Below are 22,657 nucleotides of genomic sequence, written 5' to 3' on the forward strand. Positions count from 1 at the left end.
GATAGCTTGTTTATAACCACCAAAACGACTTCCAGCAAATTCAAAGGAACCATTCTCGATGGGTGAGTTAGCCAAAGAGATCCTGCCGGTCAATATCGAAGACGAGCTCAAGCAGTCCTACCTGGACTATGCCATGAGCGTCATCATCGGCCGGGCGCTTCCCGATGTCCGCGATGGCCTCAAGCCGGTACACCGGCGCGTTCTCTTCGCCATGTCCGAACTGGGCAACGACTGGAACAAGCCGTACAAGAAGTCCGCCCGTGTGGTGGGTGACGTTATCGGTAAGTACCATCCCCATGGCGATTCTGCGGTCTATGACACCATCGTAAGGATGGCGCAGCCGTTTTCATTGCGTTATCCCCTGGTGGACGGGCAGGGCAACTTTGGTTCCATCGACGGCGATAATGCTGCTGCCATGCGTTATACCGAAATCCGCATGGAAAAGATCGCCCATGCCTTGCTGGCGGATCTTGACAAGGAAACGGTGGATTTCGTTGATAACTACGACGGCACCGAACGGATACCGGAAGTCCTGCCTACCCGTGTACCCAACCTGCTGGTCAACGGCTCTTCCGGTATCGCCGTGGGTATGGCGACCAACATCCCGCCCCACAACCTGACCGAAGTGGTCAACGGCTGCCTGGCCCTGATCGACAACCCGGACACCACCATCGATGAGCTGATGGATATCATTCCCGGGCCGGACTTTCCGACCCAGGGCATCATCAACGGTCGGGCCGGTATCGTTGAGGCCTACCGTACCGGTCGCGGACGTATCTACATTCGTGCCCGCCACGAGATCGAGCACGACAAGAAAACCGGCCGCGATGCCATCATCATCACTGAGCTGCCGTATCAGCTGAACAAGGCCCGCCTGATCGAGAAGATTGCCGAGCTGGTGAAGGAAAAGCGCCTGGAAGGCATCACCGAGCTTCGGGACGAATCCAACAAGGAAGGTATACGGGTAGTGATCGAGTTGCGCCGGGGCGAGAACCCGGATGTGATCGTCAACAACCTGTTTGCCCAGACGCAGCTGGAAACCGTATTTGGCATCAACATGGTGGCGTTGCTCAACGGCGAGCCCAAGACGCTGAACCTGAAGGAAATGCTGGATGCCTTCGTGCGTCACCGCCGGGAAGTGGTCACTCGTCGTACCATCTACGAGCTGCGCAAGGCCCGGGAGCGGGGTCATATCCTCGAAGGTCTTACCGTCGCCCTGGCCAACATTGACGAGATTATTGAGCTGATCAAGGCTTCCCCGTCCGCAGCGGAAGCGAAGGAAAAGCTCATGGACAAGGGCTGGTCACCGGGTGATGTGCTGGCCATGCTCGAGCGGGCCGGTGAAGATGCCTGTCGCCCAGACGACCTGCCGGAAATCTATGGCCTGCGGGACGGCCTGTATCACCTGTCCCCGGAACAGGCCCAGGCGATCCTGGACCTGCGTCTGCATCGTCTGACCGGCCTGGAAACCGAAAAACTCCAGAATGAGTACAAGGACATCGTCGAGAAGATCGCTGACCTGCTGGATATCCTGGGCAATCCGGAGCGCCTGCTGCAGGTGATCCGTGACGAGTTGGCAGCCATTGTCGATGAGTACGGTGATGAGCGTCGTACCGAGATTGTCAGCTCCCGCCGTGACCTGACCGTCGCAGACCTGATTGACGAAGAAGACCTGGTGGTGACCATCTCCCACAGTGGCTATGCCAAGACCCAGGCGGTGGAAGACTACCAGGCCCAGCGGCGGGGCGGCCGTGGCAAGGCGGCGACGTCGATGAAGGACGAGGACTTCATTGAAAAACTGCTGGTGGCCAACTCCCACGACACCATTCTGTGCTTCTCCAACCGTGGCAAGGTTTACTGGTTGCGGGTGTTCGAGATTCCCCGGGGCAGTCGTGGCTCCCGCGGCCGGCCCATGGTCAACATCCTGCCGCTGGACGACGGTGAGCGTATCACCACCTTCCTGCCGGTGCGGGATTACCCGGAAGACCACTATGTATTGATGGCCACTTCCAACGGCGTGGTCAAGAAGACGCCACTGCCGAACTTCTCTCGACCCAGGTCCAACGGCCTGATCGCCCTGAACCTGGATGAAGGAGACACCCTTATCGGGGCCGCTATCACCCAGGGCGATGCGGAAGTCATGCTGTTCTCCACCGCTGGCAAGGCCGTACGCTTCCAGGAAGACCAGGTGCGTCCGATGAGCCGGACGGCCCGCGGTGTTCGTGGTATCCGGATGCCTGATGGCCACCACGTAGTGTCGCTGATCATCCCGCAGGAGGGCGGAGTCATTCTGACCGCCAGTGAGCATGGCTACGGCAAGCGCACCGCCATTGATGAGTTCCCCACCTACAGTCGTGGCAGCCAGGGCGTTATTGCCATGCAGTGCTCGGAACGTAACGGCAACCTGGTCACCGCGCTGCAGTTGTTTGACGGTGATGAAATGATGCTCATCTCCGACAAGGGCACCCTGGTGCGTACCCGGACTGATGAGGTGTCTGTACTCAGTCGTAATACCCAGGGTGTGCGGCTGATCCGTCTCAGCCAGGAAGACGAGCGCCTGGTGGGTGTGGAGCGGATCGCCGAGAGTGACGACGAAGACGAAGACGAAGAGGCGGAAGCCGGAGAGGATTCCGCAGTGGACAGTGGCAGCGACGACAACAGTGGAGAGTCAGCCGATGAGTAGGGCGTACAACTTTTGCGCCGGCCCGGCGACACTGCCGGAGCCCGTACTCCGCCAGGCCCGTGAAGAAATGCTGGACTGGCGTGGCACAGGGATGTCCGTGATGGAAATGAGTCACCGCAGTGACGAATTCGTGGAAATCGCTGAAACTGCCGAGCAGGATCTTAGGGAACTTGCTGGAATTTCAGATGATTACGCCGTACTCTTCATGCAGGGTGGCGCTTCCAGTCAGTTCGCCACCATTCCCCTGAACCTGCTGGGGGACAATGGCCGTGCCGACTATGTAAACACCGGTATCTGGTCGAAGAAAGCCATTGCCGAGGCGAGCCGTTACGGAGACATTAACGTGGCGGCTTCCAGTGAGGATAGTGGTTTTACCACGGTGCCCCTGCAGGAAACCTGGAACACCCGGTCCGATGCGGCCTACCTGCATTACACGCCCAACGAGACCATCGGTGGCCTTGAGTACGACTTTATTCCCGAGAGCGGTCATGTTCCCCTGGTGGCAGATATGTCCTCCACCATGCTGTCCCGACCGCTGGATGTGTCTAAGTTTGGCCTGATCTATGCCGGTGCCCAGAAGAATATCGGCCCGTCCGGCCTTGTGGTGCTCATTATCCGCAAGGACCTGCTGGGCAAGGCACGTGCGGAAACCCCCACCATGATGAATTACCAGGTCATTGCCGATAACGGTTCCATGTACAACACGCCGGCGACCTATTCATGGTACCTGGCCGGGCTGGTGTTCAAGTGGCTACAGGAGCAGGGTGGCGTCGAGGCGATTGCAGAGATTAATCGCCGCAAGGCCACCAAGCTGTATGGTTTCATTGATGACAATGACTTCTACGCCAACCCCATTGATCCCCGCTTCCGTTCCTGGATGAATGTACCGTTTACCTTGGCGGACGACGCCCTCAACAGTGCGTTCCTGAAGGGTGCGGACGAGCGTGGCCTGCTGAATCTGAAAGGACACCGGAGTGTGGGTGGTATGCGGGCCAGCATTTACAACGCCATGCCCGAGGCCGGCGTGGATGCCCTGATCGACTATATGGCCGGATTTGCGAAGGAGCATGGCTGACCATGAGTGACGAGCAGACCCGTCTGGGGGAGTTGCGCGACCAGATCGACAGCCTGGACCAGCAAATCATGGACCTGATCAGTGCCCGTGCCAGCTGTGCCCAGGAAGTGGCCCACGTGAAAATGGCGGCCAATCCAGGTGATGACGTGTTCTTCTACCGCCCGGAGCGTGAGGCCCAGGTGCTGCGCCGTATCAAGGAGGCCAATCCCGGCCCGCTGGCGGACGAAGAAATGGCCCGCCTGTTCCGGGAAATCATGTCGGCCTGCCTGGCGCTGGAGCAGCCCATGCGCATCGCCTTCCTGGGGCCGGCCGGTACCTTCACCCAGGCTGCAGCGCTCAAGCACTTCGGTCACTCGGTCATCTCCGTACCCATGCCCGCCATTGATGCGGTGTTCCGGGAGGTGGAGTCCGGTGCTGCCCAGTACGGCGTGGTGCCGGTGGAAAACTCCACCGAGGGTATGATCAATCACACCCTGGATATGTTTATCTCGTCACCGCTGAAAATCTGCGGTGAGGTGCAATTGCGCATCCATCATCACCTGATGCGCTCTCCGGACAGTGATGACAAGCCACTGACCCGAATCTACTCCCACCAGCAGTCCTTCGCCCAGTGCCGGCAATGGCTCGATGCCCACCAGTATGGCGTCGAGCGTGTCACCGTCAGCAGCAACGCCGAAGCGGCCCGCCGGGCAGCCAGCGAGCCTGGCACGGCGGCTATAGCCGGTGACATGGCGGCCGAACTCTATGGCCTCGAAATCATGGCAGGCAAGATCGAGGACCGGCCGGATAATACCACCCGGTTCCTGATTGTCGGCCGTGAATCTGTAGGGTCCAGTGGACAGGACAAGACGTCCATCCTGGTCTCCATGCGTAACCGTCCGGGTGCACTGTACCAGCTGCTGGAGCCGTTCCACCGTGCGGGCATCAGCCTTACACGCATCGAAACCCGGCCTTCCCCCAGCGGCACCTGGGCCTATGTCTTCTATATTGATTTCGAGGGCCATATGGAGGACGCCACTACCAGCAAGCTGCTGGAAGACCTCGAAGAAGACGCCGTTGAGCTCAAGCGCCTTGGGTCCTACCCGGCCGCTGTGCTCTGACGTGCCAGACCACCTTCGTGTCTGTACTGGCAGCGATTAACCCGGAGGATTTAGGACCATGTCTATCGACTATCAGTCACTGGCGGTTGAAGGGGTACGCAGCCTGACCCCGTACCAGCCCGGCAAGCCTATTGAGGAGCTGGCGCGGGAATACGGCCTGGAGCCGGATGAGATCGTCAAGCTGGCCAGTAACGAGAACCCGCTGGGCCCGAGCCCCATAGCCATGGAGGCCGCCCGTGAAGCCCTGGAAGAGATGTGCCGTTACCCGGACGGCAATGCCTTTACCCTGAAGCAGGCCCTGTCCGGGTACCTTCAGGTGGCCGCCAGCCAGCTCACCCTCGGCAATGGATCCAACGACGTGCTGGAAGTGATTGCCCGCTGTTTCGCCGGACCGGGTGATGAAATCGTCTATGCCCAGCATGCCTTTGCTGTCTATCCGCTGGTTACCCTGGCTATCGGCGCAAAGGGCGTTGAAGTGCCGGCGAAGAACTGGGGGCATGACCTGCCAGCCATGGCTGAGGCGATCACCGATCAAACACGCCTGGTCTTTGTGGCCAACCCCAACAATCCTACCGGCACCGTGGAGGGCGAAAAAGCCATCCGGTCTTTCCTGGACCGGGTGCCCGAGCGGGTCCTGGTGGTGCTGGATGAAGCCTATTGCGAGTACCTGGCCGGCACCGACGACGACGTCGACGGCATCGGCCTGTTGCAGGATTACCCCAACCTGATTGTCACGCGGACCTTCTCCAAGGCGTGGGGCCTGGCGGCCCTGCGAGTGGGCTACGCGGTGTCATCCCCTTCCGTCGCAGACATCCTTAACCGTGTACGGCAACCGTTCAACGTGGATACGGTGGCCCAGGCAGCGGCCACTGCAGTGTTGACTGACCTCGAATACCTGGCCCGGTCCCGGGATGTTAATCGCAAGGGGCTCGAGCAACTGACAGCAGGCTTTGCGGATCTTGGGCTGGACTGGATTCCTTCGGCTGGTAATTTCGTTGCGGTCGACGTGGGTGATAATGCCCAGGACGTTTTTCAGGGGTTGCTGGAACAGGGTGTGATCGTTCGCCCTGTGGCCGGTTATGGCATGCCACGCCATCTGAGGGTGTCCGTTGGGCTGCCGGACGAAAACCAGCGTTGCCTGGAGGCCCTGAAGCGGGTGCTCGAGCGCCGTGGATCCTGAGTTGGCCGCGACCCCGGACACCGCTCGTCCGCTGTTTCGCCGGGTCGCGGTGATCGGCCTTGGCCTGATCGGCGGATCCCTGGCCCTCGCCGCCAGGCGATCTGGCCGGGTAGGAGAGGTTCTGGCGGCGGACCGCAGCGAGGCTGAGCTCGCCCTGGGAGTGGAGCTTGGTGTCATTGATGGTTACGGTACTGCCAGCGAAATCGTAGCCGGTGCCGACCTGGTAGTGATCGCGGTACCGGTAAGGGCCACGGTGGCCGTGCTGCAGGAGGTGAAACCTGTGCTGGCGCCGGGGACGGTGCTGACCGATGTGGGGAGCACCAAGGGCAGCTTTGTACAGGCCGTGAGTGAAGTGTTCGGCGCCTGGGGACACCGGGTCATTCCCGGTCACCCGATCGCCGGCTCCGAGAAAAGCGGGGTGAGGGCGGCCCGGGGGGATCTGTTCGAGGGTCACAAGGTTATCCTGACGCCGCCGGAGGGTGTTGATGTCCATGCCCTGGAGCGGTTAACTGCGCTCTGGGCCGCGTGCGGTGCCACGGTGCTGACCATGGACGTGGACCGGCATGACGAAGTGCTGGCGGCTACCAGTCATCTCCCCCATCTCATTGCCTTCTCCCTGGTGGATACCCTGGCCGGAGAAGACCAGAATATGGAGATCTTCCGCTACGCAGCGGGAGGCTTCCGTGATTTCACCCGGATTGCGGCCAGTGACCCGGTCATGTGGCACGACATTTTCCTGTCGAACCGGGAAGCGGTACTGCGGGTGATTGATCATTTTACCGAGGACCTGGCCGGCTTGCGCCAGGCCATTGAAGACCAGGACGGCGCCGCGTTATTGCGGGTATTCACCCGCGCCCGTGCGGCACGCAATCATTTTTCCAAGATGTTATCAGGACAGGCGTACGTGACAGACATGAGTCAGAAACCCGTGAGATTCCGGCTGCAGCCGGGCGGAAGTGTGAGTGGCGACATCCGGGTACCCGGCGACAAATCCATCTCCCATCGATCGATTATGCTCGGCGCGCTGGCCGAGGGCGTCACCGAGGTCGACGGCTTCCTGGAGGGGGAGGATAGCCTCGCCACCCTGCAGGCGTTCCGGGATATGGGCGTCACCATCGAAGGCCCGGACGACGGCCATGTTCGTATTCACGGGGTTGGCATGCAGGGCTTGCAGGCCCCCCGCGGTCCGATTTACCTGGGCAACTCCGGTACCGCCATGCGCCTGTTCTCCGGCCTGCTGGCAGCGCAACCCTTTGATTCCGAGATGACTGGTGATGACAGTCTCTCCCGGCGGCCCATGAACCGGGTGGCAGATCCGCTGCGGGCAATGGGCGCGGTGATCGACACTGCTGAAGGTGGTCGTCCACCGTTGAAGATCCGTGGCGGGCGCAAGCTGTCCGGTATTCATTACGACATGCCCGTCGCCAGTGCCCAGGTCAAATCCTGTCTGCTGCTGGCCGGGCTCTATGCCGAAGGCATGACCTCCGTCCATGAGCCGGCGCCGACCCGGGACCATACCGAGCGGATGCTCGAGGGTTTCGGCTATCACGTGCACCGGGATGGAGCTACGGCCAGCATTATCGGTGGCGGCAAGCTGACCGGCGGTCATATCGATGTGCCTGCCGACATTTCGTCAGCCGCCTTTTTCCTGGTGGCGGCCAGCATTGCCCCGGGCTCTGACCTGACCTTGCGCCATGTGGGTATGAACCCCACCCGTACCGGGATTATCACTATCCTGAAAATGATGGGTGCGGATATCGAAGTTTCCAACGAAAGGGAGATCGGTGGCGAACCCGTGGCGGACCTGCGTGTCCGGAGCGCCCATCTTCAGGGAATCGACATCCCGGAGGAGCAGGTTCCCCTGGCCATCGATGAGTTCCCGGTGTTGTTCATTGCGGCTGCCTGTGCCGAGGGGCGTACTGTGCTCCGGGGCGCCGAAGAACTGCGGGTCAAGGAAAGTGACCGTATCCAGGTCATGGCCGATGGCCTGGAGGGTGTGGGCGTGGAAACGACGGTAACGCCGGATGGCATCATTATTGATGGTGGTCAGACCATCGCCGGAGGCGAAGTGGACAGCCACGGTGATCACCGGGTTGCCATGTCCTTTGCCGTCGCATCCCTGTGTGCCAGTGGCGAGATTGTGGTGAATGACTGTGCCAACGTGGCGACCTCATTCCCGGGCTTTGTGGAGCTGGCCACCCGCACGGGCATTCACATCCAGTCGGAGGAGGTCAACTGATGCCTTCGGTGGCGGGTAACCCGGTACCGGTGGTCGCTGTGGACGGCCCTGGTGGCTCTGGCAAAGGAACCGTGACCCAGATGTTGGCGCGCCGGCTCGGCTGGCACCTGCTGGATAGTGGTGCGCTCTATCGCCTGACTGCGCTGGCGGCCCGGCGGCAAGGCGTGGACCTGGCCGACGAAGTTGGGCTGGTGGGTGTTGCCGCGGGCCTGGATGTTTCGTTCCAGCCGACGCCGGAGGGTGAGCCGGTGAGGGTGTTCCTGGATGGCGATGATGTTACCCGGGAAATCCGCACCGAACAGACAGGTGACGGCGCCTCCCGCGTGGCAGTGATCCAGGCGGTGCGGGATGCACTGCTGCAGCGCCAGCGGGATTTCCGCCAGGCGCCAGGCCTGGTGGCGGATGGCAGGGACATGGGCACCGTGGTTTTCCCCGATGCGCCGGTCAAGGTTTTCCTCACGGCAAGCGCTGAGGAAAGGGCCCGCAGACGCTACCTCCAGTTGAAGGAGGCGGGCATGGATGTTAACATTCAGAACCTTTTAGACGAGATCCGGGCCCGCGACGAGCGTGATATGAATCGCTCGGCGGCCCCGCTTAAGCCTGCAGATGATGCGCAAGTCATTGATTCTACGGGTTTAAGTATAGAGGAAGTGCTATCGAAGGTTATGGCCCTTTTGGGTCAGGCCTGATTGCACCTTTTTGCTATTTCTGGTGTATTTTTGAGCAGTTCTGCGCTGGAAATAGTGGTTGTTAAAGGATCCGGCAATGGCGTGAAAGCCAGCCCCTTGCCATGACCGGATTATTGCTAACAGACCGTGCTGCTGGCCGCACGGATGAAACTTGCGTTGATCACATAGGACACATAATGAGCGAGAGCTTTGCTGATCTTTTCGAAGAAAGCCTGAAAGAAATTGACATGCAACCGGGTTCCATCGTCCAGGGAACCGTGGTGGATATCGACAACGACTGGGTCACCGTTAACGCCGGACTGAAGTCCGAGGGCGTTATCCCCGCCTCCCAGTTCCTGAACGAAAAAGGCGAGTTGGAAATTGCAGTCGGCGACGTTGTCGATGTAGCTCTCGACGCGGTTGAAGACGGTTTCGGTGAAACCCGTCTGTCCCGCGAAAAGGCCAAGCGTGCCGAAGCCTGGAAGGTTCTGGAAAAGTCCTTCGAGGCCGAAGAAGTTGTCAAGGGCATGATCAACGGCAAGGTCAAGGGTGGTTTCACCGTCGACCTGTCTGGCATCCGTGCCTTCCTGCCAGGCTCCCTGGTAGATGTTCGTCCGGTTCGCGACACCGCGCACCTGGAGAACAAGGAACTGGAATTCAAGGTTATCAAGCTGGACCAGAAGCGTAACAATGTGGTGGTATCCCGCCGCGCCGTTCTGGAAGCTGAGAACAGTGCCGAGCGCGAAGCGCTGCTCGAAACCCTGACTGAGGGTATGACCCTGCAGGGTATCGTCAAGAACCTGACCGACTACGGCGCGTTCGTTGACCTGGGTGGCGTAGACGGCCTGCTGCACATCACAGATATGGCCTGGAAGCGCATCAAGCATCCGAGCGAAATCGTGAACGTGGGTGACGAGATCACCGTCAAGGTTCTCAAGTTCGACCGTGAGCGCAACCGTGTTTCCCTGGGTCTGAAGCAGCTGGGCGAAGATCCCTGGGTGAACATCAAGGACCGTTACCCGGAAGGTGTCAAGGTCACCGCCCGTGTAACCAACCTGACCGACTACGGCTGCTTTGCCGAGCTGGAAGAGGGCGTTGAAGGTCTGGTGCACGTGTCCGAAATGGACTGGACCAACAAGAACATCCATCCCTCCAAGGTTGTTCAGGTGGGTGACGAAGTTGGTGTCATGATCCTGGATATCGACGAAGAGCGTCGTCGTATTTCCCTGGGTATCAAGCAGTGCGTACCTAACCCCTGGGAAGAGTTCTCCGCGAACTTCAACAAGGGCGACAAGGTATCCGGCAAGATCAAGTCCATCACTGACTTCGGTATCTTTATCGGCCTGGACGGCGGCATCGACGGCCTGGTTCACCTGTCCGACATCAGCTGGAACGAAACTGGCGAAGAAGCCGTTCGCGAGTACAAGAAAGGTGACGAGGTTGAGACCGTTATCCTGTCTGTTGATCCCGAGCGAGAGCGTATCTCCCTGGGTATCAAGCAGCTCGAAAGCGATCCGTTCGCCGAATTTGTGCAGCTGAACGACAAGGGCTCCATCGTCAAGGGTACCGTTTCTGCGGTAGACGCGAAGGCTGCGACCATCGCCCTGAACGACGAAGTTGAAGCCGTTCTGAAGGCCTCTGAAATCAGCCGTGACAAGGTGGAAGACGCCCGTAACGCGCTGAAAGAAGGCGAAGAAGTCGAAGCCAAGATCATCAGCATCGATCGCAAGAACCGCGTGATCAACCTGTCCGTCAAGTCCAAGGACGTTGAAGACGACAAGCAGGCGCTGGAAAGCGTACGTAGCAAGACCGCTGAAACTTCTGGTGCGACCACCATCGGTGATCTCATCAAGGAGCAGATGCAGCAGCAGAACGCTAACAAAGAGTGATTCATTCCTCTTGAAGGCAAAAAAACGGGCCCTAAGGGCCCGTTTTTTTTGTCTTTTTTTCAGGTTTGGCTAAACTAGCAGTGTCCTCGTTGTCTGGATCAGTCGCCGCCCGGGGTAGCTGGAACCTGATCAACCGGCGTGAACGAGGTTTGTGAAGCCGAATTTCGGCATCTGTATGGTTCGGGCAACAGGGTTGTGCCTGCCGAACCCGTAATGATGACCAGGGCTTCGTAATAAAAATGAAAAGGGATGGGCCTCATGACAAAGTCTGAACTGGTCGAACTGATTGCTTCGAAGCAGACTCAGCTGTCTGTGAAAGACGTGGAACTGGCAGTTAAAACCGTTATTGAACACATGTCGCAGTCACTTGCTGACGGCCAGAGAATCGAGATTCGGGGGTTTGGCAGTTTTTCTCTCCATTATCGGGCAGCCCGTACCGGGCGGAACCCCAAGACCGGGGAGGCCGTGCAGCTGCCGGCCAAGTATGTGCCGCACTTCAAGCCGGGCAAGGAGTTGCGAGAACAGGTCAATGACAGCATGAAGAAGGGCTACTGACTGCTTCGTGATTGATTCCGCTCAGGTGGCCGGACACAGTTTCGGGTAGAATGGGCAATATTGAAAATTGAATTCCCGATTCCTGGAGCAGGGGTGCTATGGCAGGGTTTCAGAAGATCATCCTCCTTCTGGTTGTCATACTGGTAGCCATTCTGGTGCTAGTATTTTCCATGAACAATCAGATGGCTGTATCGCTTAATTTCCTGTTTTTCGAGACCCAGCCCCGTGGAGTCGCGGTCTGGCTGATCCTTGGTTTCGTCTTTGGCATACTGCTGGGGGTTGTCCTGACCCTGATGGCGACGGTGCGTGTTTCCGTGTCCCGCCGGCAGCTGCGTAAGCGCCTCGACAAGGCCGAAAAGGCCCTGGAGCAGAACAGAACCCCTGAAGACCGGACTATTTGATGGATATGGTGTTTCAATGGCTGCTGCTGACAGCTGCCGTTGCTGCCGGCTGGTTTGTGGGTCGCTATTTTCGCTCTGAGGACCGGACGGTACGGGACATATCCGATGAGTCCTCGGTTCGCGAGCGACTCCAGTTCCTGTTTACCAACTATTCTGACCAGGCGGTAGAAAACTTCGTACAGTCCCTGGCCGTCAACAAGGATACGGTGGGGCTCCACCTTTCCATCGGTGCCCATTTCCGCAACAAGGGCGAAACTGACCGCGCTATCCTTATTCACCAGAACCTTCTTGCCCGACCTGAGTTGCCGGCGCATTTCTCGCCACAGGTTACTATTGAGCTGGCCCGGGATTACCTGGCGGCCGGCTTGCTGGATCGCGCAGAGGCGCTCTTTCATCAGTTGATGGATGATCGTGAGTATGGCGAACGGGCGGCAGCCCAGCTCATTGAGCTATACCAGCAGGAAAGGGAATGGGGTAAGGCGGCCCAGGTCGCCCGGACCCTGATGGAAAACCGCCTCGACCCTCAGCTGGCCCGCCAACTGGCGTATATCACCTGTGAGCTGGCGGACGACTGCCTGCACAGGGACGATCGCTGGGGGGCACAGAAACTGGCCAAGGAAGCGCTTGGCATTGATTCGGGCTGTGTTCGTGCCAGCTTTATCCTGTCTACCCTGCAGGCTCGTCAGGGCAATTACCGGGAGTCGGCCACTCAGTGCCTGAAAGTCTTCGACCAGAATCCGGAGTTCGGGCCTGAGGCGGTTGACCGGTTCATGAAGCTGGAGCGCGCCCACGGTGATGTCGGACGCAACGCCAGGAAGCTCCGCAAGCTCTATGAGCAGCATCCCGGTACCAGTCTTCTGTTAGCGCTGGCGGAGGCGGTAGAGCACGCGTCCGGGCGCCAGGCCGCCATTGACCTGCTACGTAATGAGCTGGAAACCCGTCCCAGTGTTCGGGGGCTTTTAAGGCTGGTAGAGCTGTCTGGCTATGAGCGAGGGCTTGCTACCGGTGAAGGTCGCCTGGTCAGTCGTATCGGCCAGCTGATTCTCACCAACCGCCCGGTGTACCGCTGTGTAAACTGCGGCTTCTCAGGCCAGCAGCTGCACTGGCTGTGTCCCAGTTGCAAGGAGTGGGAAACGGTGCGTCCAATTCAGGGGGTTGAGGCAGAGTAGGGCGATTTCTGCCATAATCCCCGCCCGATCGCCCTCCGGCAAAGCCGGTTTCCCCTCGTTCGGACACAGGAGTCACCTCCAATGCAGGATTCCCTCGGCCCACGCATCATCGTTGCCCTCGATTTCCCCTCTGAAGCCCCGGCCCTGGCCCTGGTAGATACCCTTGATCCGGCCCTGTGTCGCCTGAAGGTTGGCAAGGAGCTGTTCACCCGCTGCGGCCCGGATCTGGTGCGCAAACTGCAGGATCGCGGTTTCGAGGTGTTTCTCGACCTGAAATTCCATGACATTCCCAATACGACATCGGCGGCGGTAGCGGCTGCGGCGGATTTGGGTGTCTGGATGGTGAATGTCCATGCCTCCGGTGGCGAGAAAATGATGGTGGCCTGCCGGGAGCGGCTGGAATCCTTCGGTGCGGATCGTCCGTTGCTGATCGCGGTGACGGTGCTGACCAGCATGGGGGCCGAAGACCTTGCCGGTATCGGCGTTGCTGACTCGCCTGCTGACCAGGTGAACCGACTGGCAACTCTTACGCGCAATAGTGGGCTGGATGGAGTGGTGTGCTCGGCCCAGGAGGCTCCTGCGCTCAAGCGTGACCAGGGCGCGGAATTCAGGCTGGTAACGCCGGGTATCCGCCCGGCTTCCGCCGAGCGGGGTGATCAGCAGCGGGTTATGACGCCTTCGGCGGCCATTGCAGCTGGCAGTGATTATCTGGTGGTTGGGCGACCGATTACGCAGGCGGCTGATCCTCTGGCTTCCCTGCGGGCCATTGTCGCTGAGATTTCTTGATCTGGCTTCTGTGACTGGCCGTGTAGCCTGATAAGCCGTGCCGGAGGGCTCAGGTCGATACCCTTTTCCGGGGGACGCCCCGCAAGTACGTCCCTGTAGGGCTTGACGAGCGCCGTCCATGGCGCTCGACACCCCCGGAAAAGGCTCTCAACCCGATCCCTCTTTGACTCTTGAGATAACGCTTTGGCTCAATGTCTCGGGGTACTAAGCTCCTCATTTGACCAAGGCGTTATCACGTAGGTTCAGGAGTGGCGGGTTGAGAACGTTTTTCGGGAGCGTCGGCAGCCAGGGATGGCTGCCGTCGAGCCCTACAGGGACGTACTTGCGGGGCGTCCCCCGAAAAACGTTATCGGCCTGCCGCTCCCGGCACCAAACCAGAAGGCTACCAGGTCAATCACCCAAGGCAGATTTCAGGAGACCTGAGAACGAAAAAAGCCGCGTCTGCAAAACAGAGGCGGCTTTCCGGAATAAGTGGCTCCCCGAGCTGGGCTCGAACCAGCGACAAACGGATTAACAGTCCGTTGCTCTACCAACTGAGCTATCGGGGAACAGTCGATGTCGACGAGGCGCGTATATTAAAGAGCCGGTACCCCCTCGTCAACCCTTTCAAAGACTTTTTGGCACCCTCTGAAGAATCCCCGGAGGGTGCCAAAAGCCGGACCTGGATGTTCAGGCGAGTGCCTTCTTCAGGCGGGCAACCGCCTCCTTCAGAACGTCCATGCTGGTCGCGAAGCTCAAACGCATATGCCCCGGCGAACCGAATGCCGAGCCCGGAACCAGTGCCACGCCAGCGCCCTTGAGCAGAACCTCTGCCATTTCCACATCGTTGGAAACATTCGGGGTTTTCTCGATGGCGCCCTGGAAGCTGGGGAATACGTAGAAGGTACCGTCACCTTCCAGGCATTCGACGCCCGGCAGCTCGTTCAGGGCTTTTACCAGGTAATCGTGACGCTCCCGGAATGCCTTGACCATCTCGCCCACACAGGCCTGGTCGCCATCCAGTGCCGCCTGGGCGGCAGCCTGGGATATGGAGGCCGGGTTGGAGGTGCTCTGGGACTGGATCTTCTTCATGGCGCCAATGATCCGGGCAGGGCCTGCGGCATAACCAATACGCCAGCCGGTCATGGAGTAGGCCTTGGAGACACCGTTGAGCACGAAGGTGCGGTCGTACAGCTCCGGGGTGGCGTTGAGGATGTTGCAGAACGGCTTGCCGGTCCATAGGATCGGCTCGTACATGTCGTCGGTAGCGACCATGATATCCGGGTGCTTCTTCAGTACCTCGCCAATGGCCTGCAGTTCTTCCATGGTGTACGCCATGCCGCTGGGGTTGGACGGGCTGTTGATAACGAACAACCGGGTACGGTCGGTAATGGCGTTTTCCAGCTGCTCCGGGGTGATCTTGAAGCGGGTGTCAGCGCTGGTTTCGATAATGACCGGCTTGCCCTCGGCCACCAGTACCATGTCCGGGTAGGAAACCCAGTAGGGGGCAGGGATAATGGCTTCGTCGCCGGGGTTCAGTGTGGCAAGTGCCAGGTTGAAAAAGCTTTGCTTGCCACCACTGGATACCAGTACCTGGTTCGGCTCGTAGTCCAGACCATTGTCCCGCTTGAACTTCGCGATGATCGCTTTTTTCAGCGCGGGAGTACCATCCACTGCAGTGTATTTGGTCTGACCGTTACGGATGGCCTCGATGGCCGCTTCCTTGATGTGGTCAGGGGTATCGAAATCCGGTTCCCCGGCACCCAGGCCGATAATGTCCTGGCCGGCGGCCTTGAGTTCCGCTGCCTTGTTGGTGACGGCGAGGGTAGGGGATGGCTTGATGGCCTGTACACGGGTGGAAAGTTGAAGGTCCAAACTTGCGCTCCTTAAAGATGCGTCTGAGAGGGCTGCAGCTGCCATGGGCGACACAGAGCCGCAAACACGGGCTGTTTAACCCATGAATGTTACCATGAGAGATTCGCAACGATAAGTTTCCCGCGAGGGTGGAGGTAAATCAGTGTCCAGGTTCAGAGTGGATTCTCCCTACAAACCGGCCGGTGACCAGCCGAAGGCCATCGAGGGCCTGGTGGATGGCATCGAGTCGGGGCTGGCCCACCAGACACTGCTGGGAGTGACCGGTTCGGGGAAGACTTTCACCGTCGCCAATGTCATCGAACGGGTACAGCGTCCTACCATCGTCATGGCCCACAACAAGACCCTGGCAGCGCAATTGTATGGCGAGTTCCGGGAGTTTTTCCCGGACAATGCCGTTGAGTACTTCGTGTCCTACTACGATTACTACCAGCCTGAGGCCTATGTGCCATCCTCCGACACGTTTATCGAGAAGGATGCCTCGGTGAACGAACACATTGAACAGATGCGCCTGTCCGCCACCAAGGCCTTGCTGGAGCGGGATGATGCCATTATCGTCGCGACGGTTTCCTCCATCTACGGCCTGGGCGATCCCCAGTCCTACCTGAAGATGATGCTTCACCTGGACCGGGGCGACCCGATCGATCAGCGCACTGTTCTGCGTCGCCTGGCGGAACTGCAGTACACCCGCAATGATGTGGAATTCCACCGTGCCAACTACCGGGTGCGTGGGGACGTCATCGATGTATTTCCGGCGGAATCCGAGAAAGAGGCCATCCGTATTGAGTTGTTCGATGACGAGGTAGACAACCTCAGCTACTTCGACCCCCTGACCGGGGAAGTGCTGCGGCGGGTTCCGCGCGTCACCATCTACCCCAAGACCCACTATGTAACGCCCCGGGAAACAGTGCTCGGTGCGATCGAGAACATCAAGGTGGAGCTGGATGAGCGACTCAAACAGTTGCGGGACAACAATCGACTGGTGGAAGCCCAGCGGCTGGAGGAGCGCACCCGCTATGATATCGAAATGATGCTGGAGCTGGGTTACTGCAACGGCATCGAGAATTACAGCCGCTACCTTTCCGGCAGGAATCCCGGTGAGGCACCGCCCACCCTGTTCGACTATATCCCCCCCAATGCCCTGCTGGTGGTCGATGAATCCCATGTGACCATTCCCCAGATTGGTGCCATGTACAAGGGCGACCGCTCCCGCAAGGAAACCCTGGTGGAGTACGGGTTCCGGCTGCCCTCGGCGCTGGATAACCGACCCATGCGTTTCGACGAATGGGAGCGCATAGCCCCGCAGATGATCTTTGTGTCCGCCACTCCGGCGAAGTATGAAGAGGAACATGCCGGGCAGGTGGTAGAGCAGGTGGTGCGTCCTACCGGCCTGCTGGACCCGGAGATCGAGGTGCGCCCGGCCTCCACCCAGGTGGACGACCTGCTGGGAGAAATCCGCGAGCGGGTTGCTGTGAACGAGCGGGTGCTGGTGACCACCCTGACCAAGCGCATGGCGGAGGACCTGACCGACTTCCTGATGGAGCACGATGTGCGGGTGCGTTACCTGCACTCGGATATCGACACCGTAGAGCGGGTCGAGATCATTCGCGACCTGCGCCGGGGCGAGTTTGATGTGCTGGTGGGCATCAACCTGTTGCGGGAAGGCCTGGATATGCCTGAGGTGTCCCTTGTCACCATCCTGGATGCGGACAAGGAAGGCTTCCTGCGGTCGGAACGCTCGCTGATCCAGACCATCGGCCGGGCGGCCCGGAACGTTCACGGCAAGGCAATACTCTATGGCGACCGCATTACCGGTTCGATGCAAAAAGCCATCGACGAAACCGAGCGCCGCAGGGCGAAGCAGACGGCGTTCAACGAGGAGCACGGTATTACCCCCCAGGGCCTCAACAAGAAGATCGCCGACATCATGGAAGGGGCTGCCGGTGGTGGTGGCCGTGGTCGTCGCCGGGCAGACCGGCCGGGTCAGAAAGCTGCGGAAGAGGCGGAACAGTACCAGGTTAAGGCAAAGGGCAAGTCGCCGGAGGAGTTGCTCAAGGAGATCACCCGGCTGGAAGATGATATGTACAAGGCAGCCTCGGACCTGGACTTTGAAACCGCGGCCCGGATCCGTGACGAGATTTCCGAGCTGAAGGAAGCGGCCGTTCGCATGGGTTGACGCTGATGTCCGTGCCGGATAGCTGTCCCTGATCTTGCATTCCCCGGAGGGGCTTGCCAATCTTGGAGGGCGTGCGCACTCGCGCACCTGGCTTGTCCACCCATTACGCGGTATTCCGGCATGAGTAACCTCAAGCACACGCTTTTCTGGATGTCCCTTTTCCTCGCTATTGTGGTGGCCGTCTGTGCTGCCATCTACCGGCCGCTGGAAACGGCCTTCATGGCGAACTGGGTTTTCAATTCGCTGATCCTCCTTGTTCTTCTGGTTGGCATTGTACTCACCTACCGCCAGGTCCTGGTGTTGTTCCCGGAGTTGCGCTGGGTAGCCCAGTTTCGGACCGGGCATTCCGGGCTGTCGGTCTTACAGGAACCCCGCCTGCTCAAGCCCCTCGCACGCCAGCTGGGGGAAGATACCAAGCGTGATCAGTTCCGCCTGTCCACCCTGTCACTGCGCACCGTGCTGGATGGCATTCATAGCCGCATGGATGAGCAGCGGGAAATTACCCGGTACTTCATCAGTCTGCTGGTATTTCTGGGGCTGCTGGGGACCTTCTGGGGCCTGCTGGGGACTATCAATGCGGTGGGTGCAGTGATCGGTGACCTGAATATGGATCAGGGCGACTTTGGCGCCGTGTTTGCCGATCTCCAGGGTGGCCTGCAGGAGCCCCTCAAGGGAATGGGAACGGCTTTCAGTTCGTCATTGCTTGGCCTGGGTGGCTCGCTGATTCTGGGGTTCCTGGATATCCAGGCCGGCCATGCCCAGAACCGGTTCTACGATAACCTGGAAGAGTGGCTGACGGGTGTGACCGACCTGGTTGGGGGTGTCGACAGTATGGAGGCCCAGCCGGCCCGGGCATCCGGGGACCTGGATCGACTGGCGGCGGAAAATCAGCGGCTCCGAGACCAGCTGGCGGACCGGGAGTAAGTGCCCATGATCGGCTATCGACGCCGCAACCGCAGCGCGGTGAACATCTGGCCGGGCTTTGTGGATGCCCTGTCAGCCCTGCTGATGCTGGTTATCTTCATGTTGCTGGTCTATGTGGTCAGCCAGCTTTATCTGTCACAGACCCTCTCCGACCGGGATACGGAGTTGGCCAGGCTGAACAGCCGCCTGCAGGAGATCTCCGCATTGCTGGGCCTGGAGCAGGGCAAGACCGAGGCCCTGGAGCAAGAGATGCAGCGGGTCCAGAATCAACTGGGGGCATCACTGGCCCTGAACGATGAACTGGAAGTGGAGCTGGAAGAGGCCCGCGACGAGTCCCTCGGGCGGCTTAATGACATCGAGGCCCAGTCTTTGCAGATCGCGGATCTGGAGGATTCGGTGACCCTTGCCCGTGAACAGCTGGATGAGGAGCAACTGCTTTCAGCTGCCCAACGGGCTATGTTGCAGCAGTTGTCCAATCGTATAGGTGAACTACAGGCGCAGTTACGGCAGATTGCCAGTGCACTGGAAATGCAGGAAGCACAAACCGCAGAAAAGGAGGCCGAACTGCAGGAGGTCAGCCAGCGACTGAATACCTTGCTGGCAGAACGGGTTAACCAGCTACAACGGTACCAGTCGGAGTTCTTCGGTCGCCTGCGGGAGATTCTCCAGGACAACGAGAACATCCGGGTGGTGGGTGACCGGTTCCTGCTGCCGTCGGAATTGCTGTTCGGTTCCGGGTCGGCGGATCTGGGGCCATCTGGCCGGGCTGAGCTGGACAAGCTGGCAAGCGTACTGCTGGATGTCGCTGAGCGCATCCCCGGTGACATCGACTGGATTCTTCGTATTGATGGCCATACGGACCGGATCCCGATCAACACGCCGGAGTTCCCTTCCAACTGGGAGCTGTCTACCGCCAGGGCTGTGGCGGTAGTGCGCTACCTGGCGGACAAGGGCGTTCCGGAGGGCCGCATGGCAGCAGCAGGTTTTGGCGAATTCTTCCCGGTAGCCGAGGGTGGCTCGGCAGAGGCCCTGCGTCAGAACCGGCGCATCGAAATCAAGCTGACCGCCCGTTAAGGTTGCTATTACCGGCCCGCTTCGGGCCGACAATCACCGCGGCCTGCAGGGGCTGGTTGCGTCCGTAGCGAGACATACGGTCGAAGATGCGACGATCAACGGGAAGATACTGGTTGTCAGCAATGGTCTCACCTTCTTCCACGTCCACTTCGGGATCATGCAGATAGACGAACTGGTCGTCCACGGCGCAAACGGTTACCCAGTGGGGCACGCGACTGCGGTTCAGTTGCCAGGTGCTGATTAGGATCACCGGCACCTGCCCGGCCCGCAGGGCTTTTTCGATTTCTTCCAGGGTCAGCGGATCATGGTGCAGTTCGATGCCGGTCTGGCCGATATCGTGCAGGAAACCTTCATGCACCAGTTCCAGTACCCGCTTCTTGTCGTCATTGCGAACCGTCTCCCTGAATAACGGGCCCTCCTGGCTGATCCAGGCAGTTGCCTCGAATCCCCGGTGCCAGGCGGCCAGGGCCAGGCCGTGAGGGCCACAGCCGCCGTGACCGGCGAGCATGAAAATCGTGGTGGCCTCACGCCAGATTCGCAGTTCTTCCAGGGTCGTCAGCGGCTGGCCATGGTCTACTGCCGCCATGGCCATCAGCAGCGAGGCGGGACCACAGGTAAAGTCCGTGGTCTGGGGGTAGTAGGGCACTTCGGGAAATTCAGCCGAGGGCTCATAGAACAGGATTCGCCGTTCAAAGCGTAACGCGTCCCCGTGATCCTCGTAATAGTCCCGCAAGGTCCCGAACTGGCGGTATCCCAGACGCTCGTATAGCGCGATGGCGCCGTGGTTGTCCGTGCGCACTTCCAGCCGCATGAGAATGCGCCCGGCCTCGGCGGCCTGTCGCTCGGATTCGCGCACCAGGGCCTCGCCCAGGCCATGGCCCCGACGTTCCGGCGCGACGGCTATGGAATAGATCCGTGCAAGCCGGGTATTGGCTTTCATCAGCACCAGGCTGTAGCCGGCCAGTTGACCCCTGTGTTCTGCCAGGAGCAGCCGGTCCCGGGGCATGTCGATAAAGCGGCGGAAACTGCGCCGGGAAATACGGTCATCCAGGAAGCAGCGGTTCTCCAGGGCGACCAGGGCGTCAATGTCCGCCGGGGTGGCATTACGGAATGTGGTTTCGGTCATGGTGAAAACCGCGCAGGGGAGGGTGAAAACGCCGCTATTATGTGCCACGGCGTGCGTACCGGATAGCGTCTCCCCATGCGTAAAAGCACGCATCCGGTGAAGATTGCTGAAACCTGTGACTGGTACTACTGTAGCCAACATCGCGTTCACGGGTGAACGCCGTTGCCTGCACTGGCCGGAGGGCCGTTTCTGATGTCACGTTTGCTGCTTGTGGTGGACCATGCCCGGGACTGGGCGCCTTACTATCCCAGTGAGGACCTGCTGACCTTCGACCAGTATCTGCAATTCTCAGCCCCCGCCCACAGCCGGGTGCGGGTGATTAACCTCTGCCAGAGCGCCCGCTACCTGAGTCAGGGCTACTATTGCTCACTGCTGGCCGAAGCCCGGGGCCACCATGTGGTTCCTTCGGTTATGACCCTGAATGATCTCGGGCGCAAGGGGCTGTTCTCGCTACAGCTCGACGAGCTCGATCCGTCAGTGATCCAGTGGCTGGACCAGGCCGCCAGGGAAGGGGAGCCGGACAGTAAGGGCGGGCGCAGCGTGCACATGCGCACTTTCTTCGGCCAGGCGGAGGTGCCGGAGCTCAAGCCGGTGGCGAGGGCGCTGTTCGAACGCTTCCCCTGTCCGATCCTCGAAGTGGCGTTCCGCCATCGCAAGGGCAAGGGTTGGCAAATTGATGCCATGAAGCCGGGGGCTCCGGCGGATCTTACAGAAGCCCAGCAGGACGCCTTTGCTGCGGCTCTGGATCGTTTCAGCAGCATTGTCTGGCGCAAACCCCGTACCCGTCGTCGCTACCGCTTTGACCTGGCGATGCTGGTGAACCCGGAGGAGGATATGCCACCCAGTGATGAGGTGGCACTGAGCCGGTTCGAAAAGGCCGGCCGCAAGCTGGGTATCAACGTAGAGCGAATTACCCGCCGGGATTACATGCGCCTGCCGGAATACGACGGGCTCTTTATCCGCGAGACCACCGCCATTGATCACCATACCTACCGCTTTGCCCGCAAGGCGGAGGCGGAAGGGCTGGTGGTGATCGATGACCCGGTATCCATCCTGCGCTGCACCAACAAGGTCTTCCTGGCGGACCTGCTGAAGACCAACAAGGTGCCTACGCCCCGTACACTGATCCTGTCGAAGGACCAGAAAGACGGTGCGTCCAGGGTCATCGAGCAGCTGGGTTTGCCCGTGGTGGTCAAGATCCCGGACGGTGCGTTTTCGAAAGGGGTGCTGAAGGCCCGGGATGAGAAAGAACTGAAGGAAGCCCTGAAAACCCTGTTCCGCCAGTCCGCGCTGGTACTGGCCCAGGAATACCTGTACACCGACTATGACTGGCGCATCGGCGTACTGGGCGGACGTGCAATCTACGCCTGCAAGTACTACATGGTGAAAGGTCACTGGCAGATCTACCAGCACGGGGAGGCCAAGCAGGTGGACAGCGGTGACTTCGATACCCTGCCCACCTATGAAGTGCCAAGGAACGTAGTCCAGGCGGCCCTGAATGCGACCAGGCTGATTGGCAATGGCCTCTATGGCGTGGACATCAAGCAGTCCGGGAACCGGGTGGCAGTGATTGAGGTGAATGACAACCCCAGCATTGACTCCGGTGTGGAGGACCGGTTCCTGGGAGGGGAGCTTTATACGCTCGTCATGCAGGAGTTTCTCTCACGCATGGAAGCCAAGCGCCGCTAGTGTCCCGTTTGGTTAATTCGCTGATCTACTGAGCCACTGAGAGCCTTGAGAGCTAGGCGCGGTGGCGAAGGT

17 protein-coding genes and 1 tRNA gene are annotated in these 22,657 nt (G+C 59.8%); 15 read left to right on the plus strand and 3 right to left on the minus strand.

Features of this window, described 5'->3' with window-relative positions:
- Positions 1-58: 58 nt before the first annotated feature.
- The 11 genes from gyrA to pyrF all read left to right on the plus strand — a co-directional run bounded on the left by gyrA (position 59) and on the right by pyrF (position 13,745).
- On the plus strand, positions 59-2,683 hold the full coding sequence (gene gyrA / locus MLC59_RS04120) for a DNA gyrase subunit A (protein WP_248231111.1): 2,625 nt from the start codon (positions 59-61) through the stop codon (positions 2,681-2,683).
- The gene (serC, locus tag MLC59_RS04125; protein WP_248231112.1) at positions 2,676-3,758 is read left to right on the plus strand and encodes a 3-phosphoserine/phosphohydroxythreonine transaminase; all 1,083 of its coding nucleotides are present in this window, start codon (positions 2,676-2,678) and stop codon (positions 3,756-3,758) included. The genes gyrA and serC overlap by 8 nt, the downstream gene beginning before the upstream one ends.
- Before the next feature lie 2 nt (positions 3,759-3,760).
- A complete protein-coding gene (gene pheA / locus MLC59_RS04130; RefSeq protein WP_248231113.1) occupies positions 3,761-4,858 on the plus strand; it encodes a prephenate dehydratase in 1,098 nt (365 codons plus the stop codon).
- A 58-nt stretch (positions 4,859-4,916) separates the two neighbouring features.
- Entirely contained in the window at positions 4,917-6,038 is a 1,122-nt protein-coding gene (gene hisC / locus MLC59_RS04135; protein WP_248231114.1) for a histidinol-phosphate transaminase, read from the plus strand.
- Complete coding sequence (locus MLC59_RS04140; protein ID WP_248231116.1) at positions 6,028-8,277, plus strand: bifunctional prephenate dehydrogenase/3-phosphoshikimate 1-carboxyvinyltransferase; 2,250 nt, start codon at positions 6,028-6,030, stop codon at positions 8,275-8,277. Before hisC ends, MLC59_RS04140 begins: the two co-directional genes overlap by 11 nt.
- Before the next feature lie 8 nt (positions 8,278-8,285).
- The gene (gene cmk / locus MLC59_RS04145) at positions 8,286-8,966 is read left to right on the plus strand and encodes a (d)CMP kinase (RefSeq protein ID WP_427901698.1); all 681 of its coding nucleotides are present in this window, start codon (positions 8,286-8,288) and stop codon (positions 8,964-8,966) included.
- A gap of 176 nt (positions 8,967-9,142) precedes the next feature.
- Positions 9,143-10,834, plus strand: coding sequence for a 30S ribosomal protein S1 (gene rpsA / locus MLC59_RS04150; RefSeq protein ID WP_248231121.1), 1,692 nt, complete (start codon positions 9,143-9,145; stop codon positions 10,832-10,834).
- 258 nt (positions 10,835-11,092) lie between these two features.
- Positions 11,093-11,389, plus strand: a complete 297-nt coding sequence (locus tag MLC59_RS04155) for an integration host factor subunit beta (RefSeq protein ID WP_248231122.1) — start codon at positions 11,093-11,095, stop codon at positions 11,387-11,389.
- A gap of 98 nt (positions 11,390-11,487) precedes the next feature.
- The gene (locus tag MLC59_RS04160) at positions 11,488-11,790 is read left to right on the plus strand and encodes a LapA family protein (RefSeq protein ID WP_248231124.1); all 303 of its coding nucleotides are present in this window, start codon (positions 11,488-11,490) and stop codon (positions 11,788-11,790) included.
- A complete protein-coding gene (gene lapB / locus MLC59_RS04165; RefSeq protein WP_248231126.1) occupies positions 11,790-12,959 on the plus strand; it encodes a lipopolysaccharide assembly protein LapB in 1,170 nt (389 codons plus the stop codon). The genes MLC59_RS04160 and lapB overlap by 1 nt, the downstream gene beginning before the upstream one ends.
- Positions 12,960-13,040: 81 nt before the next feature.
- Entirely contained in the window at positions 13,041-13,745 is a 705-nt protein-coding gene (gene pyrF, locus MLC59_RS04170; protein WP_248231128.1) for an orotidine-5'-phosphate decarboxylase, read from the plus strand.
- A gap of 472 nt (positions 13,746-14,217) precedes the next feature.
- On the opposite strand, the gene MLC59_RS04175 is transcribed toward pyrF, so the two are convergent.
- Together MLC59_RS04175 and MLC59_RS04180 are read right to left on the minus strand one after the other, a co-directional pair.
- A tRNA-Asn gene (locus tag MLC59_RS04175) sits at positions 14,218-14,293 on the minus strand.
- A gap of 121 nt (positions 14,294-14,414) precedes the next feature.
- Positions 14,415-15,599, minus strand: a complete 1,185-nt coding sequence (locus MLC59_RS04180; RefSeq protein ID WP_248231131.1) for a pyridoxal phosphate-dependent aminotransferase — start codon at positions 15,597-15,599, stop codon at positions 14,415-14,417.
- Positions 15,600-15,741: 142 nt separating this feature from the next.
- On the opposite strand from MLC59_RS04180, the gene uvrB reads away from it, so the two are divergent.
- The 3 genes from uvrB to MLC59_RS04195 all read left to right on the plus strand — a co-directional run bounded on the left by uvrB (position 15,742) and on the right by MLC59_RS04195 (position 19,770).
- Positions 15,742-17,772: an excinuclease ABC subunit UvrB gene (gene uvrB / locus MLC59_RS04185; protein ID WP_248231133.1), complete on the plus strand. Its 2,031-nt coding sequence runs from the start codon at positions 15,742-15,744 to the stop codon at positions 17,770-17,772.
- Positions 17,773-17,892: 120 nt separating this feature from the next.
- Positions 17,893-18,696, plus strand: coding sequence for a flagellar motor protein MotA (locus tag MLC59_RS04190; protein ID WP_248231135.1), 804 nt, complete (start codon positions 17,893-17,895; stop codon positions 18,694-18,696).
- Between the two features lie 6 nt (positions 18,697-18,702).
- Positions 18,703-19,770 carry a peptidoglycan -binding protein gene (locus MLC59_RS04195; RefSeq protein ID WP_248231138.1) on the plus strand — a complete coding sequence of 356 codons (1,068 nt, stop codon included), beginning with the start codon at positions 18,703-18,705 and terminating at the stop codon, positions 19,768-19,770.
- On the opposite strand, the gene rimI is transcribed toward MLC59_RS04195, so the two are convergent.
- Positions 19,751-20,896 carry a ribosomal protein S18-alanine N-acetyltransferase gene (rimI, locus tag MLC59_RS04200; protein ID WP_248231139.1) on the minus strand — a complete coding sequence of 382 codons (1,146 nt, stop codon included), beginning with the start codon at positions 20,894-20,896 and terminating at the stop codon, positions 19,751-19,753. The genes MLC59_RS04195 and rimI overlap by 20 nt on opposite strands.
- A 192-nt stretch (positions 20,897-21,088) precedes the next feature.
- On the opposite strand from rimI, the gene MLC59_RS04205 reads away from it, so the two are divergent.
- Positions 21,089-22,585 carry a RimK family protein gene (locus tag MLC59_RS04205; protein ID WP_248231141.1) on the plus strand — a complete coding sequence of 499 codons (1,497 nt, stop codon included), beginning with the start codon at positions 21,089-21,091 and terminating at the stop codon, positions 22,583-22,585.
- The last annotated feature ends 72 nt before the right edge of the window (positions 22,586-22,657 follow it).

The organism is Marinobacter bryozoorum (assembly GCF_023156245.1).
Lineage (GTDB): Bacteria > Pseudomonadota > Gammaproteobacteria > Pseudomonadales > Oleiphilaceae > Marinobacter > Marinobacter bryozoorum.